Consider the following 16,243-nt stretch of genomic DNA (forward strand, 5'->3'; position numbering starts at 1 on the left):
GCGGAGCAAGCACCTTACCCGGCATACGATTTAATGTGACGCTTTTTTAACGCCAGCCAGGTCTTCCTGGCTTACTTCGCTATTCCCTTCACCCCAGCTCTTACGCACGTAGTTGATCACGTCGCGCATTTCGTTGTCGCTTAACAAGCCACCGTAGGCAGGCATCTTAAAGGAGACGCTGCCACGCGTTGTCGGTGTTTCTGCGCCGTGGGCAATCACTCTGAACAGCGGTGTCGGGTCATCAACCATCACCAGTGGATTGTTCACTAAAGAAGGCGCGTTATCATCCGTACCTTTCCCTTCCAGACCGTGACAAGTTGAACAGTAGCGGTTATAGGTCACTTTGCCCGCCTCAGGTGAATTCGACCAGGATGCTGTAGTCGCCGCAGCACGTACCGTTTCAGGCTTCCCACTTTTCAGGCTCAACAGATATTGGGCGATCGCCGTGGCATCTTCGTCGGTCAGATACTGTGTACTCTGCGTGACGACTTCAGCCATCGAACCTGAAACCGCGGCATGCTTGCTTTTACCGGTCAGCAACAGCGATTTTAACTCCTGCTCAGACATACCGGTACCGCGCAGCGACGGTGCATACCAGCCGTCAATCATCGCGCCGCTCAGGTATTCGGCATCAGCATTAGTATACGCTTTTTCGTTCATCGCCATGCCTCTCGGGGTATGGCATGAACCGCAGTGTCCGGGGCCTTCCACCAGATAAGCGCCTCGTTTTACCAGGGCAGCATTATCATCCGTTTTCGCGCCCTCTACAGCCATCACTGGCGCATCGGTAAATAGCCAGTTCCAGATATGCAGCGGCCAGCGGGCGGAGAGTAGCCACGGAATGGCATTCTCTTTATTGGGCTGTGCTGACGGCGTGACGTCATGCATAAAATAGCTATACAGCGCCTTAACATCCTCGTCAGAAAGTTTTGCATACGAGGGATAAGGCATCGCCGGATAGAGCGGATGACCATCTTTGGCAATCCCCTGCCGTACGGCTTTTTCAAAATCCTCGTAAGAATAATTTCCAATACCCTGCGTTTTGTCTGGGGTAATGTTGGTCGAATAAATATCCCCCACCGGAGTAGGAAACTTTTTGCCCCCCGCCATCGCCGCACCACCTTCAGCGGTGTGACAGGCGACGCAGTCTGAAATTCGCGCGATGTATTCACCGTTAGATTCAGCAGCGCTTACCGAAGCGGTAAATAAACAGGCGGCGAGAATGGTTACGTTACGCATAGATCACCCCATATCCTTGAGTTCATTAACCGCACGCCATGCCTGATCGATTGCCGTGTGGGCATAAGCACTCCAGTCAGAATCGGAGTTAGCGATGGCAATGCGACCGACTGGCTTACGCGCCCGCTCGATGATTTCTGGCATTTTATCCATATCATCGAACAGCGAGTTGGCGTAGTACGCATAGCCATGTGCCCAGCGGTTAACGGTAATGGCGGAGATATCGCGTTGATTATCAAATCCGGTTGAGCCAAACATCTCCTGCAACTGGGAGCGAATCATCTCCTCATGCGCCGCAAAGGTGGTCCCCAGCAGATAGGCTCGTCCCAGACGGAACTGCTCTCTGGCCGACAGGTTACTGCCCGGATAGGTCGGCACATAGACCATATGAATGACCATCGGATCGTCCGGCGAGGCCGGATGTTGATACCCACCAATACTGACCGGATAGTCGAGCTTGACCCTGCTATAAGGTGCCGCCGGAGAGTAAAACTCATGTACGCCAAGCTGTTTGAACGCCTGCCAGTTTTTGACCACCACGTTGGTGTACACCAGCGGTGCTTTCACGTTCAGTTTAAGATCCGCCTGCTGCTGTTCCGGCATCTCAGGCACCAGATACGGGATCATCATGTTATAGCCTGCCATGATGGTGTTCTTACCGCGCACACGGTGCATTTTACCGTCACGCAGATAGGTCACCGCCACGCCATCCTGCACGTTGGCCGCATTAATCACCGTGCTGTTCAGGCGCAGGCGCGTAGTGTTTTCCGGCAGATCCAGCTTTTCGTAATGTAGTCTGGCGAGGACAGAGTCTTCCATCGTGTTGCCCGGTAGCGCATCCGGCAGCATATATCTGACTAACAGGCGGGCTAACCCGGCGTTACCGTCCGGGAAGTGGTAAACATACGGCTCTTCGAGGTCGGCCAGCGACTCTCCGTCCAGCGGCGGTAACCCCATCCCTTCCATGCCGGGTAAGGCGCACGCCCTGGCATCACTACAAGAAATACCTTCAATACCAATAGCAAAGAAGTCGTTGGAACGCTGCTGGAAATAGAGCAGCGCCATTTTGCTCAAACCGACTTTTGTTGCCAAAAGTTCACTGTAGCTGTGGGTATCCAGCCATTCCATTTTCTCATCGACCGTCATTCCCGGCAGGTAATCACCGGGCCGGACGTGCAGGTCGATCAGCGCTTTTCTGTCATTTTCACTTAGCGGAAAATCATTGATAAAGTCTTCAATTTTACGCCCATTGAGCCTGTCCGGCGGAATATCATCAGATACCGCGCGGCCCGGATCGCCGCTGACGATTTTTGTTTCGCCAAAATTCTTCTTATCGAAGAAAACGCCGCGACTGAGCTGCCAGTCGGGGTAGAAGTTTACGTCAAAACTCTCTTTCAACCGCGTGACGCTGACGCCCACGGTTTCCATCAACTTTTGTACTTCAGGGCTGAAATTATGCGCAGGGGACTGGAATGCTTCGCTGCCACCATAACCGAGTAATTTCTTACCCGAGCTGGTAAATTCATTGCGTTTGGCGTGTCCACCAAAGTCGTCATGGTTATCGAGGATCAGGATCCGGCTATTTTGCCCGGCAACTTGACGCCAAAAACAACCGGCAGCTAACCCGCTAATACCGCCGCCCACAATCACCAGATCGTACTCTTCCTCAACGGGCAGAGCGTTTAAATCAAAATGTTTATGCTCGCGACCTAGCGCATGCGCCATTTCAAACGATCCAGGATGATTACCTCGCAGCCCCGTCAGCGCAGGAGGATAATAATTTCCATCTATAAATGCGTTTCCCTTTCCTGCCGCCCTGACCCACTCCAGCGGGGTAAGTCCCGCCGCAATAGTCACCGCGACGCCGTTGAGAAAATCACGTCTGGTAATTGCCATTAACTTTTTTCCTTATTGCTACACACTGCCTTTAATACGACACAAATAAGAGAGATACCCCTTCTTATTTATAAAGGGGTACAACCGACTACTTCACTGGCTTTAACTCTTCATCCAGTTTTTTAGAATCATAATAATCACCCTGCCAGGTGATTTTTCCTGCTTTAACATGAATATAGCTGACGCCTTCAAATTTGATCGGATTATTTGTCGGCGGACTCCCTGCCCATTCACCACTATTTTTACCTGAAAATTCCCAACGAAAGGCCACGGTGTCTTCGTCGTAGACGGGCTTGCCGACCATTTTCCAGCTAAGATCTGGAACCGCCTTAATAAAAGCGCCGATAACCTCTTTTTCTGCTTTTTCCCTGCCGTTTATCGGTTCTCCCGCGGCGGCATCATAATAGACCGCATCATCAGCAAGAAATTGAGCGGCTCGCGAAGCATCATGCGCATTCCACGCCGCCATATACTCTTTTACGGTATTCAGCGATGTACTTTCTGCCAGGCTATAGCCCGAGAACATCACTAATGAAAGCACCGCGAGTTTTAATGTTTTCATCGTAATCCTCTCTATTCAGAAATGTCGCACATGATATGTTTCACCCGAGTGTATTCCTCGAGCGAATAAGATGAGAGATCTTTGCCATAACCCGATTTTTTGAACCCGCCGTGCGGCATTTCGGCGCACAGAGGAATGTGATTGTTAATCCACACCGTGCCAAAATCGAGGTCAATGCTGAAGCGTTGGGCGCGACCATGATTACTGGTCCAGACGCTGGCGGCAAGACCATACTCCACATCATTCGCTTTGTGTAGTACCTCTTCGTCAGTAGTAAACGACTGAATAGTCATCACTGGGCCAAATACTTCATGTTGAATAGCTTCATCATTTTGATGCACTCCGGAGACGATCGTCGGCTCAAAATAGAAGCCTGGACCAGGCCCGACGCGCCCACCGGTTTCAATTTTCGCATGTGCCGGTAAACGCTCAATAAAGCCTTTCACCTGCTCCAGCTGATTCCGGCTATTCAATGCACCGTACAGTGCATTTTGATCTTCTGGCGGCCCAAATTTGATTCTTTTTGTTTTCTGGATCAGTTTTTCCAGAAACTCAGCGTAGATAGATTGTTCTACCAGAATCCGCGTAGCCGCTGTGCAATCCTGCCCGGCATTGAAAAAGCCTGCCGTGGTGATCGTCGCAATCGCCTTGTCTATATCCGCATCGGCGAACACGATTGCGGGCGCTTTCCCGCCCAATTCCAGGTGTGCTCGGGTCAGGTTTGCCGCCGCCGAAGCCGCAACCTGCAAACCCGCACGGACCGAACCGGTAATAGAAACCAATGAAGCCTTCGGGTTTGAAACCACCAGCGAACCAGTGCTGGCTTTGCCCAACACAACGTTAAATGCCCCTCTCGGGAACAACGGTGCGGCCAGTTCAGCCAACAGCAGCGTACTAACTGGCGTGGTGTCGCTTGGTTTTAACACCACAGTGTTGCCTGCCGCCAGCGCTGGTGCAATCTTCCACACCGCCATCATGAACGGGTAGTTCCACGGCGTCACTTGCCCAACAATACCCAGCGGTTCACGACGAATGGTTGAAGTAAATCCTGCGGAATATTCTCCAGCCGCCTTTCCTTCAAGACAGCGCGCCGCACCAGCAAAAAAGCGGATGGCATCGCAAGATGCCGCGATCTCCTCTTTCTCAATAAAATGGCGAAGCTGACCGGTTTCCTGGCTCTGCGCGGTTACCAGTCGCTCAACGTTACGTTCAATCTCATCGGCCAGCCGCAACAATGCTTTTTGCCGCTGTGCCGGCGTCGATTTTCTCCAGATGCTAAACGCCGCCTCCGCTGCTGAGTAAGCCTGCTCTACCTCCGCCTCGTTAGCGTTGGGAGATATTGCGTACGTTTCACCGTCAACCGGACTCACCAGTTCGAAGCTATCTTCGCTACTGCCTGCTACATAGTGCCCATTAATAAAATGCTTCAGGGTTTTCATGTTTGTCTCCTGTCAATTAATACATAAAGAATCTTATGTAATATATATATTGTAAAATTTTTTCAAATGCGCAACATTGACACTATGATAAGCCTCGCATTTTTAACTTAATTTTTACATTTTCAGGATGAGGCTTTTTATTGCCAGCTGACGCGTTACGCCCAGCTCATCATAAGGTTATCGGGACACACATCCGCTTGTGCAGTGACGTTGCGCCCAGGCATGTAAAATAACTCGGCCATTCTTACCTTCCTTGCCCGACGGGCATGTGTTAAAAATGGTCGTTGTTTCAGGGAATTGAGTACAGAAAAGATTATGATTACTCACGCGGTCATATTTGCGCCTATCGGGCAGGTCAGTCGTTCAGACCAGATAGTCCAACGCCTTTCAAATGCCATTATCACGGGGTTGCTAGAGCCAAAAGAACAGCTCCCCAACGAAACTGATCTGGCAAAGATGATGGGTGTCTCACATATCACTATCAGAGAAGCGCTAAACACGCTTCGGGCTAATAATCTTATCCATACGGTTCGTGGTCGTAATGGCGGGAGTTTCGTTTGCGAAAATATTGATGGCAAAAATAGCGCCCTGCATCCGTTCAAGGCGATCAGTACGGATTATCTGTCTGATCTGGGTGAAATGCATTGCGCCATTATTAGCCATAGCGCGAGGCTGGCTTCCCGACGGATGACCGGTGCGGATATCGCCAAATTTCGCGAGTTTGTCGAGGTGCTCAGAAAGGCAAACTCACCTGAGCTGATGACCCAGGCCGATATGCGTTGTCTGCTGGCGATTGCCGCCAGTTCGCATTCAGCGCGACTGGCCAATCAGGAGCTGCAGGTTCAGGCTGAATGGGCATCGCTGGTGGCGATACTTTATCGCACAGACAGTATTCATGCAGAAATTATCGCGCTTTATTCGGCGCTGGCCGATGCGCTGGCTGCTCACAACGAGGCAGAGTCAGTACAGTTTGCCACGCAGATCATCGACACGTTTACCTACTACCTTATTGAAAAAAAGCTGAAATATAACTCGAACTGACAATCAGTGAAGGCAGGACAGACAATGAGCTCTTCGACATCCCTAAGCGCATTAATTCGTAAAATTGATGACATTACTGTTTCTACCGTAGATTCTACCGTTGCGCTGGCGAGGAGCATCCATGAGGCGATTTCAGGGGTACAAAAGGCCTCAGCCGAGGTCGTTCTCGACCCCTCAGTCAGATCCACCGTTCAACAGCACATCAAGCGCACGCTCAATAACAACCATTACTGCTCAGGGGCGGGATTCGCCAGCCATATTGAGAGCACCGCAACCACAAAAGAGTATTGGTTGCTGGAGTGGTGGTATAAGAAAGATAATGGTTTGAGCCAGGCGCATCTGGATTTGGATCAGGCCACGCAACAACGACTGGACTTCAGAACCTTTGAGTGGTTTAAGCATTCTCCTCCGGCTGGCAAAGCCTATATCCACGGTCCCTACGTCGACTATATTTGCAATATCTCCTATACCCTGACGTCAGCCGTCCCGGTCTACTACAACGATCAGTTTCTCGGTGTTGCCGCGGTCGATCTGCTGGTCAGTCAGATAGAAGCCGAACTGCTTTCCTGTGCCCATCCTGACTATGTGATTCTGACTAATCTGGAAAACAGGATCATTTTCTCCAGTTGGCCACGTTTTCGCGTGGGTGAATTGCTGTCACCTGCAAACAGTACAGTGGTGTATCAGAGCGACTACTTTATCCTTTATCACTATCAAAACTAAGGGCCCGAAGGCCCTGAGTTTTTAGTTATCCTGCCCCATATTGAGCTTATTGGCGTAGGCAATGGCGTCGTTTTCCGGCGCCGCTGAACGACCAAACGGACGGGTCAGGAACATATAAATAAGCCCCGAGCCAACAACAATCGCCAGGCCGAACAGGACCGTCCAACGGTCGATGAAGTCGCTGCTGTCTGCCGGTTGCGCCAGTAACCAGATCCCGCACAATCCGTAAGCTAACGCCAGCACATTCACGATTACGCCCCAACCGCCAATGGTCCACTCCCCCGCCGGTTTCCAGCCTTTCAGACGCTGACGCAGCGCGGCCAGCACAACCATCTGGAACGAGATGTATATCCCGATTACAGCAAACGCGGTGATACGCGACAGGTTATCTGGCTGGAAATAAACCCAAACGCAGATAATCACTGGCAGCAGGCAACTGACGACCATGGCATTATCCGGAACACCATTTTTAGAGATTTTGGCCATCCATTCACTTCCCGGCAGCATTCTGTCGCGGGAGAAAGAAAAGATAAGACGGCTTAACGCAGCCTGCAGAGACAAAATGCACGACAACATGGCGATAATTGCGACGACGATAAAGACAGTTGCGCCAGTTTCGCCCAGAGCTTCATTAAGGATTGCAGGGATAGGATCGGACGTTTTCCCATTCACGATGCTGACCAGATTCGGTGAAGCCAGCAAATAACCCATAACAGAAATAATGGCGGAAATCGCGCCGAATACGATGCTTAAAATCATCGCCACCGGGATCTTTTTACTCGGATTCTGCACCTCTTCCGCAACGTTACCGCAGGCCTCAAAGCCAAAGAACATAAACAGCCCCATCAGCGCAGCGGACATAAATGCGGTGGAGTAGCTGCCGTCATGCGCCAGCACGCCCATCGAGTCAAAAATCACAGAGAACGGCTGCGAACGGTGGAAAATCAGCAGATAAATCCCCAGCGCGATCACGCTGACAATTTCACACCAGAAACCAATTTTTGCCACCCGGGCCAGATTTTTAGTCCCGGACATATTAACGGCCATCATCAACAGCAGCAGCAGGACAGAAGTCACCAACATCGTGGCCGGCGTCTGACCATAGTGGAAGAGTGATTCAACAAACGTTGATGTATATTCCGCGATCGACGTAATGGTGACCACCAGCGCCCACAGGTAGATCCAGGCGGCGATCCACGCATACTTCTTGCCCCACAACCTTCTGGCCCAGGGGTAAAGCCCGCCGGTTATCGGATACTGGGAAGCAACCTCACCAAACACCAATGCCACCAAAAGTTGCCCACATGCGACGATTAAAATCCACCATACTGCGGGCGGCCCCGCCAGCGTTACGGCCAGCGCAAACAGCGAATAGACGGCAGTAAGCGGCGACAGGTAGGTAAAACCCAACGCAAAGTTTGAAATAAGACCTATCGATCTATTGAACTGTTCTTTGCCATCTTTTTGAAAATTATCGTTTTTCTTATCAGGTGTCTGTTCCATATAGCTTTCTCTTTTGTGGAATAGTCGCAGGGTTGAACGATTAATGTATAAAAGATATTAAGTTATATGTATAGTGATTTTGTCGCAGATTTGTTAAAAATGATCGCGCATCACGTTAATGAAAAAGTGGAGATAAAACGGTAGAGAGAGCGAGAATTTTGCGGTATTTACAACCAACGATTCTTTAGCAATTGCGAACCATAGGCTATTTTGGCGGATAAATACGCACAGCGGATTGCGTTCGATGCTAAGTAGCAAGAATCGCTGCTGTTAAGCAACATTTTTGCAATATAATAACGTGATGTTAAACGCTGAACCTGAGCAGGTGAATGATGGAAATTGATCTCGATAATCTGGTCTTTGATGGACTGGAAGAAGCGCAAGAGCGTAACGCTGAACGTCTGGAAGATGCAGACAAGAAAGCGCAGGAAATTATTGCTGATAATGACTGCGGCGACGCCTGCAAAATCTGATTTCCAAACCGGCGTAATGCCGGTTTTTATTGCCTGTTTAAGCCACCCGTTTCAGCCCGTATACCGCAACGCCTCAATCAGTTGCGCAAAAGCGGCGGTATGCTGTTTTCGGCTGGGATAGTACATATAATAGCCAGGAAAAGGTTCACACCAGTCCTCTAACACTTTTTCCAATGCCCCCTCAGCAACAGCCTGTTCGACGGTGTCTTCCGGCACAAAAGCCAGCCCCATTCCCGCCATCGCTGCACTAATTCGCGGAGGTAGATTGTTAAAAATAAGCTGCCCTTCCACCCGTACGCGCAAATCTTGCCCGTCTTTAGCAAACTCCCAGGCGTATAATCCGCCCAACGTCGGCATGCGCATGTTAATACAGCTGTGATTTTGCAGGTCGTGAGGGGTTTGCGGTTTGCCATGACGAGCAAAATACGCCGGTGACCCCACCACTACCATGCGCCAGTCCGGGCCAATTCTTATGGCGACCATGTCTTTTGCCACCTGCTCACCGAGCCGAATACCCGCGTCATAGCGGCCAGTCACAATATCCGTCAGACTATTGTCGATGGTCATTTCCACATTCACATCAGGGTAAGCCTGCAAAAACGGCTCCAGCGCGGGCCAGACGGTAGATTGCAATGCATGTTCGCCCAGCGTCAGGCGAATGTTACCGGCCACGCGCTGACGGACATCGGTTAATGCCAGCAGCTCTGTTTCAATGTCATCAAAACGCGGGCTGATACTGTTGATAAGCCGTTCTCCGGCTTCGGTCGGCGCAACGCTGCGCGTGGTGCGGGTCAGAAGCCGTACATCCAGCCTCTCTTCAAGCCCACGAATCGCATGGCTTAGCGCGGATTGCGAAACCCCAAGTTTTGCCGCTGCCCGGGTAAAACTACGCTCGCGGGCAACGATAATGAGATAATAGAGATCGTTAAAATTATCACGCAGCATGCTTATCCCCACTCCAGACCTGTTGTGACATATGGTACAGGTCCGGAGGGTATTCCAGTAGCATTTCTGGACATTAGCACAACTCAATCTTATTCAAGCGTGCTCTCTCACAAAAACAAAATGCGAATTATTACCAGGCTTATGCACGATTTTACCTTTCACTCATGCATTATTTTCACCCGCTATTAACACATCCTTCACTAATAACATTTTGTATATAGATAAGAATTTTTTCTTATTTTGTCCCAACCGTAAGTTATGGGAGCGTAAAAAGCACAAACCAAAAACTACAGGGATTTCATACAATGATGGCAACGAAAACGTACCGCGCTAAAAAAACACTGCTGGCATTGGGCGTGCTGCTGGCCTCAGGACTTACCGTCTCGCAGGTTCAGGCTGACCAACTGGCCGATATCAAAGCCGCAGGCGTCGTAAAAGTCGCGACATTTGACGCGAATCCTCCGTTTGGCTCCGTCGATGCCAAAACCCATAAGATTGTCGGCTACGACGTTGATTTTGCCGAAGCGCTGGCCAAATCCCTTGGTGTAAAACTGGAACTGGTGGCGACCAATCCGGCAAACCGCATTCCGTTATTACAATCCGGTAAAGCTGATTTAATCGTCGCGGATATCACGATTACACCTGAACGGGCGCAGGTAATAAATTTCTCCGTCCCTTATTTTGTTACCGGCCAGCAGTTCCTTGTGCCAGCAAAATCTCCGGATAAGCTCGATGAATACAGCAAGGCACGCATCGGCGCGGTAAAAGGCACTACTGGTGAACAGGCACTGCATCAGCGCTTCCCGCAGTCGCGCGTGGTGGCCTACGACGACATCCCGCTGGCGTTAACCGCGCTACGCAACGGCAATGTTCAGGCCATTACCCAGGACAGTACAATTCTGGCCGGTTTATTAGGCGGTGCGCCGGATAAAGCCGATTTCAAAATTCTGCCGGACCTGCTGAGCAAAGAAGAGATCGGCGTGGGGGTGAAAAAAGGTGAGCCAGCGTTGTTAAAAGCCGTCAACGATGAACTTTTGAAGCTGGAATCTACCGGGCAGGCGGCCAAAATTTATGATGTCTGGTTTGGTCCTGAAACCAAAAATCCGCAACCCCGCGCCTTTAAAATAGAAGCCAAGTAATATGCTCTCAGCCCTTTTTCATCGCTCCGCAGCTTCGGCTGCGGATTTTACCCATTTGCGCCAGGCGAGCGTCGAACTGCGCAATGTGATTAAACAGTATGACGCTCATTCTGTCCTTAACGGCGTTAGTTTGGCGGTTGAACCCGGTGAAGTGGTGACCATTCTGGGGCCTTCCGGCTCAGGAAAGTCCACTCTTATACGTCTTATCAACCAGCTTGAGTCGCTCAGCGGTGGCGAAATCTTCATTGATGGTAAACCGATTAGCCAGTTGCGTGGGGCGGCGTTACGCCAGCTACGTAGCCGTATCGGTTTCGTATTTCAGCAATTCAATCTTTATTCGCACCTGACTGCGCTGCAGAACATCGCGCTGGCGCTGGAATATGTTCACGGCTGGAACAAGACGGAAGCGGAACGTCGGGCACTCGAGTTACTGGAAAAGGTAGGACTGGCGGAAAAAGCCAACGCCTATGCCGCGCAGTTGTCCGGAGGGCAGCAGCAGCGCGTGGCCATCGCCCGCGCACTGGCTTCATCACCGCAAATTATTCTGTTTGATGAGCCCACTTCCGCGCTGGATCCGGAAATGATCGGCGAGGTACTGCAGGTGATGAAAAATTTGGCCCACAGCGGTATCACCATGATCGTCGTGACCCACGAAATGCATTTTGCCCGCGAGATTGCCGATCGGGTGGTTTTCATCGATGGTGGCGATATTCTTGAAGTGGCCCCGCCGGAGGATTTTTTCGTCCGACCACAGCACCCAAGAACCCAGCGTTTCCTGAAAAAAGTGCTCGACCCGTTACACCAGGAGTCATCATCATAATGCATGCAATGGACTGGCAGGGAGTGCTGAGCGGGCAACCCCTGCAATGGATAATTTCCGGTTTTCTCACCACGCTCTGGGTGACGCTGGCAGGTATCGTGCTCGCCACGCTCATTGCCATCTCACTGCTCGGCCTGCGCCTGACGGGCAATCGTCTCGCTAAAGCGATGGTCGGGGTGTGGGTCTCGGTGTTTCGTAATACACCTTTACTGGTGCAACTGATGTTCTGGTATTTTGCCGCCTGGAACTGGCTACCCCGTGACGTCATTAGCTTTATCAATGCCGATCATCCATGGTCAATTTTGCCGGGTGATGTCTGGTGGTTAACACCGGAGTTTATCTGTTCAGCATGGGGGCTTGGCGTATTTACCTCAGCATTTTTGGTTGAAGAGATCGCCTCTGGTTTACAAGCTGTTTCTGCCGGACAACGCGAGGCTGCCGTAGCGCAGGGGTTTTCATCCTGGGCGATATTTCGTCATATTCTGCTGCCTCAGGGGCTGGCAAACGCCTGGCAACCGATTGTTGGGCAATATCTCAACCTGTTGAAGCTTTCCTCGCTTGCCAGCGGTATTGGATTTGCTGAGCTCACCTACCAGGTACGGCAAATTGAGAGCTACAACGCGCACGCGCTGGAAGCCTTTGCCGTTGGCACCGCACTCTATCTGTTTACCGGCATCGTTCTGGGTATGCTGCTTACCCGTCTTGGCCCGCAGTCTGCGTCGGATAAATCGTCAAAGATAAGAATGCGCATCTTCAGCGTCAGGAGCATACTGCATGATCGCTAATGTTTCGGTCATTACCGACAATCTTGACTATCTCCTGTGGGGACGTGTAGCTGAGGGGCAACCCGGTGGCGTCCTGCTCACTTTGCTGATGGCTATCGGTGCGGCTTTGCTGGCGCTGCCTGGCGGGATCGTTCTTGCCTGTTGTGCCTGGCGATTTCCGGGCGCGGTTCGCAACGGATTGTTTATCTGGGCGGAATTTATTCGCGGCATTCCGCTCATCTTTGTGATTTTCTGGATGTGGTATTTGCTACCCATGCTGACCGGAAGCGATCTGCCCGGTGCCGTTACCGTGACACTGGCGCTGGCATGGTTCACCGCCGCCTCGGTGATGCACTCGGTGTATGCTGGAATTAGCGCACTGCCTGGCGGGCAATATGAAGCGGCAGTTGTTCAGGGTTTTCGCCCGGATCAGGCCCTATGGCTTATCTTGCTGCCGCAGGTGCTGCGTAACGTACTGCCGTCGCTGACAGGGATTTTTATTGGGCTACTGAAGGACACGTCACTGGCGTTTATTGTTAACGTGCCGGAACTCACGACGGTTGCCGGTCAGGTTAACAGCCGGGTGCAAATTTACCCCGCAGCCATTTTTATCTTTACCGGGCTGGTTTATTACCTGCTGTGCTTTAGCCTTGAAAAAATCACCCAGCGCCGATTCGCACTAAAATGACCTCTCGGCTCAACATTCCACGAACTGATGGTCTTCGTTGAGCCGATATTTCACGCCTGCCCGAATGTTATTTTCCCCTTCAACGGCAAGCGCAAAACGCATTCTTTCGCCATCGTGATAAGCCAGCGCCGCACATCCGCCGGGACCAAGAATTATCGAGTCGACAGCACCGGTACTGGCAACAACGGCGTTCTCTCCGCTGGCAATAATGTGGATATTGTCCGCGCAGTTAGCGATTTTCGCCTCTGCGCCAAAACAGGCCAGCTGGGTTAAATCACCGCTACTGGCAATCCGGTTTCGGTCGCCGAGCGAACTGATACGTACGCGCATGCCGGTACTGGCAATACGCGTTCCGTCGCCCACGCTGCTGATACGCGCCGAGTTTCCCGCAATCGCTATTCGCCCGCGATCGCCTGAACTGCCGATATGCGTGTTATAGCCTACACTGCCAATCCGTGCGCTGTAACCGGCACAGGCGATCTGCGCAGCATACCCGGCGCTGGCAATTTTAACGTTGTCACCCGCACTGCTAAACCGGGCATAATCTTCCGCACTCGCCAACGGACGGCTGGTTTCCCCCGCGGCTTGCTCACAGGAAATATTCCCCATTGCGTCAATATCCTGCTGAGCAAAACTCGCCTCTTCCCGCCATTTTGACCAGCCGTATTCCACCAGGCTATTTGCCCAATCGGTATACCCTTCCCGCTGGAGCGCGCGATGAACATCGGCATAGCTTCCTCCTGCGGGAAACGCGCGTAGAAACCAGCGGTACATGACGGGCCCAACACGCCAGGCCCGTAAGTCACTTCGCGTAATCATCATCGCTTAATGTCGGTGGTAGCCATCCACCATACACTTAAAGGTTTCGCCCGGTGTGCGACCCGTAGTGCAGAGATAAAGATGCCCAAAAATGAAAAACAGACTGACTATTGCCAGCGCAAAGTGCGCCTGAAGTAGCCAGTAACGCACCCCGGGGAACAGATCGCCGACGGCCGTCGGGTAAAGCGATAACAATCCAGTGATCAGTAGCAGTGGCAACAAACCATACATCACGCCAACATAGGCCGCCTGCTGTAACGGATTAAACTTAGAGCGAGGTGAGGCCGGAAATGGGTGTGACTCGCCCTGCATAATGCCAAACAGGTAAAAACGAGTTTGTCTTTGCGCGCGTGCGATCCAGCCCTGACGTTGAATAATATAGTGATGTCCGTTGCCGCCAATCAGGTTGATCAGCACAAAACCAATCCAGCAGGCAAGTAGCAAAAAGCCACAAACCTCATGAACGGTAAGCAGGCTTTTCATTACCGGTGCGCTGACGGCAGAGAAGTGATTGACCAGGCCACTGACCAAAAGTAGCAGAAACAGCAGCGCATTCGACCAGTGCCACAAACGAACAGCCTTCGAATATAAATAGACCTTCTCACCGTGCCCTGCCGACGCTTTATGTGCCGCCCGAAAGCGCAGCATGGCGTGAAGCGCCAGCACCAGCCACATTCCCACCAGCATTAACCCGGCAACGACTAACCACACAGGCCAGTAGTCCGGTGAAAACAGGGGAACATACTGTGCAAGCTGGGCGTGAAACTGTTCGGCATTCTGCGACGCGTTCATACATTTTCCTTTTTAATCAAATGTTGACCGAACCGACGATACAGATGGGGTTTACCGGCGCCTGCAAGTTGATATTCGTAATACTTGTTTTCTCGCAACCAGGTCTGAATTTCCGGGCTATCTTCACGACCGAAAATCAGCGCATGTTCCGGGCAAGCGTTAACACAGATCGGAGGGAAACCTTTCGCCAGCCGAGATTCTGCACAGAAGTCGCATTTATCAGCCACTTTGGTTTGCGGGTTTAGATAGCGAACCTGATAAGGACACGCACCAATACAGTAACTGCAGCCAATACAGGAAGACGTATCTACTCGCACAATACCGTTCTCATCTCGCCAGGAGGCACCGGTCGGACACACCTCAATACAAGGCGCATCATCACAATGCTGGCAGGACTGACGGAAGTAGTGATACAGCGTTTCGTTGTCGTTGTCCGAGACTGGAATATGCGCTATCGACAAACGGCTGCCCTGGGCAGGAACATGGTTGGTTTTCCTGCAAGCCCGGGCGCAGATATTACATCCGTTACACAGTGATTCATCGTGAATCATGACGTAACGAACGGCTTTAGGGCTCCTGGTACTCGCTAACAGATTTTGACCTGGACCGGTGAAAAAAATCACCGTCCCCATGCCAATGACAAATTTTCGTCGGGTGAAGGACATCGGGTTATCCTCTAATACTGTGACAGTGGTCGTCCACACGTTCCATGACATCAACCTGAATAATTCAGGGGTTCTGATACTGCTCAACCTCAAGCCATTCACACAGGCCGTACGCTTTGCCATAACTCATAAAACGTTCGCTAAACAGATAAGGCTCCGCATTTGACGATTCCACAGTACGTATATCCGCGTAATCGGGATGCGTTTCCATGGCCGTGAGCGCCGCTGTAATCTGTTGAGACTCAAAGCTGTACGGCGGTTGCGTCAACATGGCGACCTTATAGGGGCGAGGATACGTTCGACAGTCGAAGCGTACCGCCTCGGCAATCGCACGGCAGATGTCGTTTTCCACCACCTGCACGCACATGTCGGCGTAGTTTGCCGTCATGGTTTGCGTTGAGTAGAAATAGACATCTTCCGCACCCTGCACACGGGTGATATCCGCGTTATTCGCGTCCTGGCACAGCACATCCAGCAGCGCGGAGAGATCGGCTTCAGGGACCGAATAAGGTGGCTGCAGAAACACGCTGCGCGCTACCAGGTGCCCCGATGCCGAATGCTGGCGGATAAAATCTGCCACAATCGACTCCGGGCTGGCGGCTTCCTGAACCTGCGGCGCAGTCACCTGCTCGACCGGCGGGTGAAACGCCTGTAGCCAGTGTCTCTTTTGGCTATCAACCTCGTCAGGAAGCGCCCCAACGGGTGCCTGAACGTTGCTCACGTTAGTCATCTCGC

General features: G+C 51.6%; 17 protein-coding genes. 7 read left to right on the forward strand and 10 right to left on the reverse strand.

What is annotated here, in order from left to right; all coding sequences use genetic code 11:
• Nucleotides 1-30: 30 nt before the first annotated feature.
• The 4 genes from OGY06_RS04415 to OGY06_RS04430 all read right to left on the reverse strand — a co-directional run bounded on the left by OGY06_RS04415 (nucleotide 31) and on the right by OGY06_RS04430 (nucleotide 5,136).
• Nucleotides 31-1,239: a c-type cytochrome gene (locus OGY06_RS04415; protein ID WP_003832707.1), complete on the reverse strand. Its 1,209-nt coding sequence runs from the start codon at nucleotides 1,237-1,239 to the stop codon at nucleotides 31-33.
• 3 nt (nucleotides 1,240-1,242) lie between these two features.
• Complete coding sequence (locus OGY06_RS04420; RefSeq protein WP_286604825.1) at nucleotides 1,243-3,135, reverse strand: NAD(P)-binding protein; 1,893 nt, start codon at nucleotides 3,133-3,135, stop codon at nucleotides 1,243-1,245.
• A gap of 88 nt (nucleotides 3,136-3,223) precedes the next feature.
• A complete protein-coding gene (locus OGY06_RS04425) occupies nucleotides 3,224-3,697 on the reverse strand; it encodes an ester cyclase (protein ID WP_003832704.1) in 474 nt (157 codons plus the stop codon).
• Between the two features lie 11 nt (nucleotides 3,698-3,708).
• On the reverse strand, nucleotides 3,709-5,136 hold the full coding sequence (locus OGY06_RS04430) for a gamma-aminobutyraldehyde dehydrogenase (RefSeq protein WP_003832703.1): 1,428 nt from the start codon (nucleotides 5,134-5,136) through the stop codon (nucleotides 3,709-3,711).
• Between the two features lie 315 nt (nucleotides 5,137-5,451).
• On the opposite strand from OGY06_RS04430, the gene OGY06_RS04435 reads away from it, so the two are divergent.
• Together OGY06_RS04435 and OGY06_RS04440 are read left to right on the forward strand one after the other, a co-directional pair.
• A complete protein-coding gene (locus OGY06_RS04435; protein WP_008784630.1) occupies nucleotides 5,452-6,177 on the forward strand; it encodes a FadR/GntR family transcriptional regulator in 726 nt (241 codons plus the stop codon).
• A 24-nt stretch (nucleotides 6,178-6,201) separates the two neighbouring features.
• On the forward strand, nucleotides 6,202-6,900 hold the full coding sequence (locus OGY06_RS04440; protein WP_003832700.1) for a cache domain-containing protein: 699 nt from the start codon (nucleotides 6,202-6,204) through the stop codon (nucleotides 6,898-6,900).
• Nucleotides 6,901-6,921: 21 nt separating this feature from the next.
• On the opposite strand, the gene OGY06_RS04445 is transcribed toward OGY06_RS04440, so the two are convergent.
• Nucleotides 6,922-8,403: an APC family permease gene (locus OGY06_RS04445; RefSeq protein ID WP_003832697.1), complete on the reverse strand. Its 1,482-nt coding sequence runs from the start codon at nucleotides 8,401-8,403 to the stop codon at nucleotides 6,922-6,924.
• 332 nt (nucleotides 8,404-8,735) lie between these two features.
• On the opposite strand from OGY06_RS04445, the gene OGY06_RS04450 reads away from it, so the two are divergent.
• Nucleotides 8,736-8,876: a hypothetical protein gene (locus OGY06_RS04450; protein ID WP_003832695.1), complete on the forward strand. Its 141-nt coding sequence runs from the start codon at nucleotides 8,736-8,738 to the stop codon at nucleotides 8,874-8,876.
• A gap of 51 nt (nucleotides 8,877-8,927) precedes the next feature.
• Here the strand turns inward: OGY06_RS04450 and OGY06_RS04455 are convergent, their stop codons facing one another.
• Entirely contained in the window at nucleotides 8,928-9,821 is an 894-nt protein-coding gene (locus tag OGY06_RS04455) for a LysR family transcriptional regulator (protein WP_003832693.1), read from the reverse strand.
• A 305-nt stretch (nucleotides 9,822-10,126) separates the two neighbouring features.
• On the opposite strand from OGY06_RS04455, the gene OGY06_RS04460 reads away from it, so the two are divergent.
• From OGY06_RS04460 to OGY06_RS04475, 4 genes are read left to right on the forward strand one after another with little or no spacing between them, the layout of a single operon-like run.
• Complete coding sequence (locus OGY06_RS04460; protein ID WP_063941523.1) at nucleotides 10,127-10,960, forward strand: ABC transporter substrate-binding protein; 834 nt, start codon at nucleotides 10,127-10,129, stop codon at nucleotides 10,958-10,960.
• A gap of 1 nt (nucleotide 10,961) precedes the next feature.
• Nucleotides 10,962-11,780, forward strand: a complete 819-nt coding sequence (locus tag OGY06_RS04465) for an amino acid ABC transporter ATP-binding protein (protein WP_003832690.1) — start codon at nucleotides 10,962-10,964, stop codon at nucleotides 11,778-11,780.
• Nucleotides 11,780-12,565, forward strand: a complete 786-nt coding sequence (locus OGY06_RS04470) for an amino acid ABC transporter permease (RefSeq protein WP_164562847.1) — start codon at nucleotides 11,780-11,782, stop codon at nucleotides 12,563-12,565. Before OGY06_RS04465 ends, OGY06_RS04470 begins: the two co-directional genes overlap by 1 nt.
• Nucleotides 12,555-13,232 carry an amino acid ABC transporter permease gene (locus OGY06_RS04475; protein WP_003832686.1) on the forward strand — a complete coding sequence of 226 codons (678 nt, stop codon included), beginning with the start codon at nucleotides 12,555-12,557 and terminating at the stop codon, nucleotides 13,230-13,232. The genes OGY06_RS04470 and OGY06_RS04475 overlap by 11 nt, the downstream gene beginning before the upstream one ends.
• A 9-nt stretch (nucleotides 13,233-13,241) precedes the next feature.
• Here the strand turns inward: OGY06_RS04475 and ydhT are convergent, their stop codons facing one another.
• From ydhT to OGY06_RS04495, 4 genes are all read right to left on the reverse strand, one after another.
• The gene (ydhT, locus tag OGY06_RS04480; protein WP_003832684.1) at nucleotides 13,242-14,054 is read right to left on the reverse strand and encodes a protein YdhT; all 813 of its coding nucleotides are present in this window, start codon (nucleotides 14,052-14,054) and stop codon (nucleotides 13,242-13,244) included.
• A 3-nt stretch (nucleotides 14,055-14,057) separates the two neighbouring features.
• Nucleotides 14,058-14,843 carry a thiosulfate reductase cytochrome B subunit gene (gene phsC, locus OGY06_RS04485; RefSeq protein WP_003832682.1) on the reverse strand — a complete coding sequence of 262 codons (786 nt, stop codon included), beginning with the start codon at nucleotides 14,841-14,843 and terminating at the stop codon, nucleotides 14,058-14,060.
• On the reverse strand, nucleotides 14,840-15,508 hold the full coding sequence (locus OGY06_RS04490; protein WP_063941522.1) for a 4Fe-4S dicluster domain-containing protein: 669 nt from the start codon (nucleotides 15,506-15,508) through the stop codon (nucleotides 14,840-14,842). The genes phsC and OGY06_RS04490 overlap by 4 nt, the downstream gene beginning before the upstream one ends.
• 64 nt (nucleotides 15,509-15,572) lie before the next feature.
• A complete protein-coding gene (locus OGY06_RS04495; protein ID WP_206160221.1) occupies nucleotides 15,573-16,238 on the reverse strand; it encodes a YdhW family putative oxidoreductase system protein in 666 nt (221 codons plus the stop codon).
• Nucleotides 16,239-16,243 lie beyond the last annotated feature (5 nt).

This window comes from Citrobacter sp. Cpo147, assembly GCF_030332405.1.
In the GTDB taxonomy this organism is placed as follows: Bacteria; Pseudomonadota; Gammaproteobacteria; order Enterobacterales; family Enterobacteriaceae; genus Citrobacter; species Citrobacter portucalensis.

What these genes read in the sequence shown, in the direction of transcription:
- OGY06_RS04425 (WP_003832704.1), bottom strand. Translation starts at nt 3,697, where the DNA reads ATGAAAACATTAAAACTCGCGGTGCTTTCATTAGTGATGTTCTCGGGC.
- phsC (WP_003832682.1), bottom strand. Translation starts at nt 14,843, where the DNA reads ATGAACGCGTCGCAGAATGCCGAACAGTTTCACGCCCAGCTTGCACAG.
- OGY06_RS04445 (WP_003832697.1), bottom strand. Translation starts at nt 8,403, where the DNA reads ATGGAACAGACACCTGATAAGAAAAACGATAATTTTCAAAAAGATGGC.
- OGY06_RS04475 (WP_003832686.1), top strand. Translation starts at nt 12,555, where the DNA reads ATGATCGCTAATGTTTCGGTCATTACCGACAATCTTGACTATCTCCTG.
- OGY06_RS04430 (WP_003832703.1), bottom strand. Translation starts at nt 5,136, where the DNA reads ATGAAAACCCTGAAGCATTTTATTAATGGGCACTATGTAGCAGGCAGT.
- OGY06_RS04490 (WP_063941522.1), bottom strand. Translation starts at nt 15,508, where the DNA reads ATGTCCTTCACCCGACGAAAATTTGTCATTGGCATGGGGACGGTGATT.
- OGY06_RS04415 (WP_003832707.1), bottom strand. Translation starts at nt 1,239, where the DNA reads ATGCGTAACGTAACCATTCTCGCCGCCTGTTTATTTACCGCTTCGGTA.
- OGY06_RS04435 (WP_008784630.1), top strand. Translation starts at nt 5,452, where the DNA reads ATGATTACTCACGCGGTCATATTTGCGCCTATCGGGCAGGTCAGTCGT.
- OGY06_RS04460 (WP_063941523.1), top strand. Translation starts at nt 10,127, where the DNA reads ATGATGGCAACGAAAACGTACCGCGCTAAAAAAACACTGCTGGCATTG.
- OGY06_RS04465 (WP_003832690.1), top strand. Translation starts at nt 10,962, where the DNA reads ATGCTCTCAGCCCTTTTTCATCGCTCCGCAGCTTCGGCTGCGGATTTT.
- OGY06_RS04455 (WP_003832693.1), bottom strand. Translation starts at nt 9,821, where the DNA reads ATGCTGCGTGATAATTTTAACGATCTCTATTATCTCATTATCGTTGCC.
- OGY06_RS04450 (WP_003832695.1), top strand. Translation starts at nt 8,736, where the DNA reads ATGGAAATTGATCTCGATAATCTGGTCTTTGATGGACTGGAAGAAGCG.
- OGY06_RS04470 (WP_164562847.1), top strand. Translation starts at nt 11,780, where the DNA reads ATGCATGCAATGGACTGGCAGGGAGTGCTGAGCGGGCAACCCCTGCAA.
- ydhT (WP_003832684.1), bottom strand. Translation starts at nt 14,054, where the DNA reads ATGATGATTACGCGAAGTGACTTACGGGCCTGGCGTGTTGGGCCCGTC.
- OGY06_RS04495 (WP_206160221.1), bottom strand. Translation starts at nt 16,238, where the DNA reads ATGACTAACGTGAGCAACGTTCAGGCACCCGTTGGGGCGCTTCCTGAC.
- OGY06_RS04420 (WP_286604825.1), bottom strand. Translation starts at nt 3,135, where the DNA reads ATGGCAATTACCAGACGTGATTTTCTCAACGGCGTCGCGGTGACTATT.
- OGY06_RS04440 (WP_003832700.1), top strand. Translation starts at nt 6,202, where the DNA reads ATGAGCTCTTCGACATCCCTAAGCGCATTAATTCGTAAAATTGATGAC.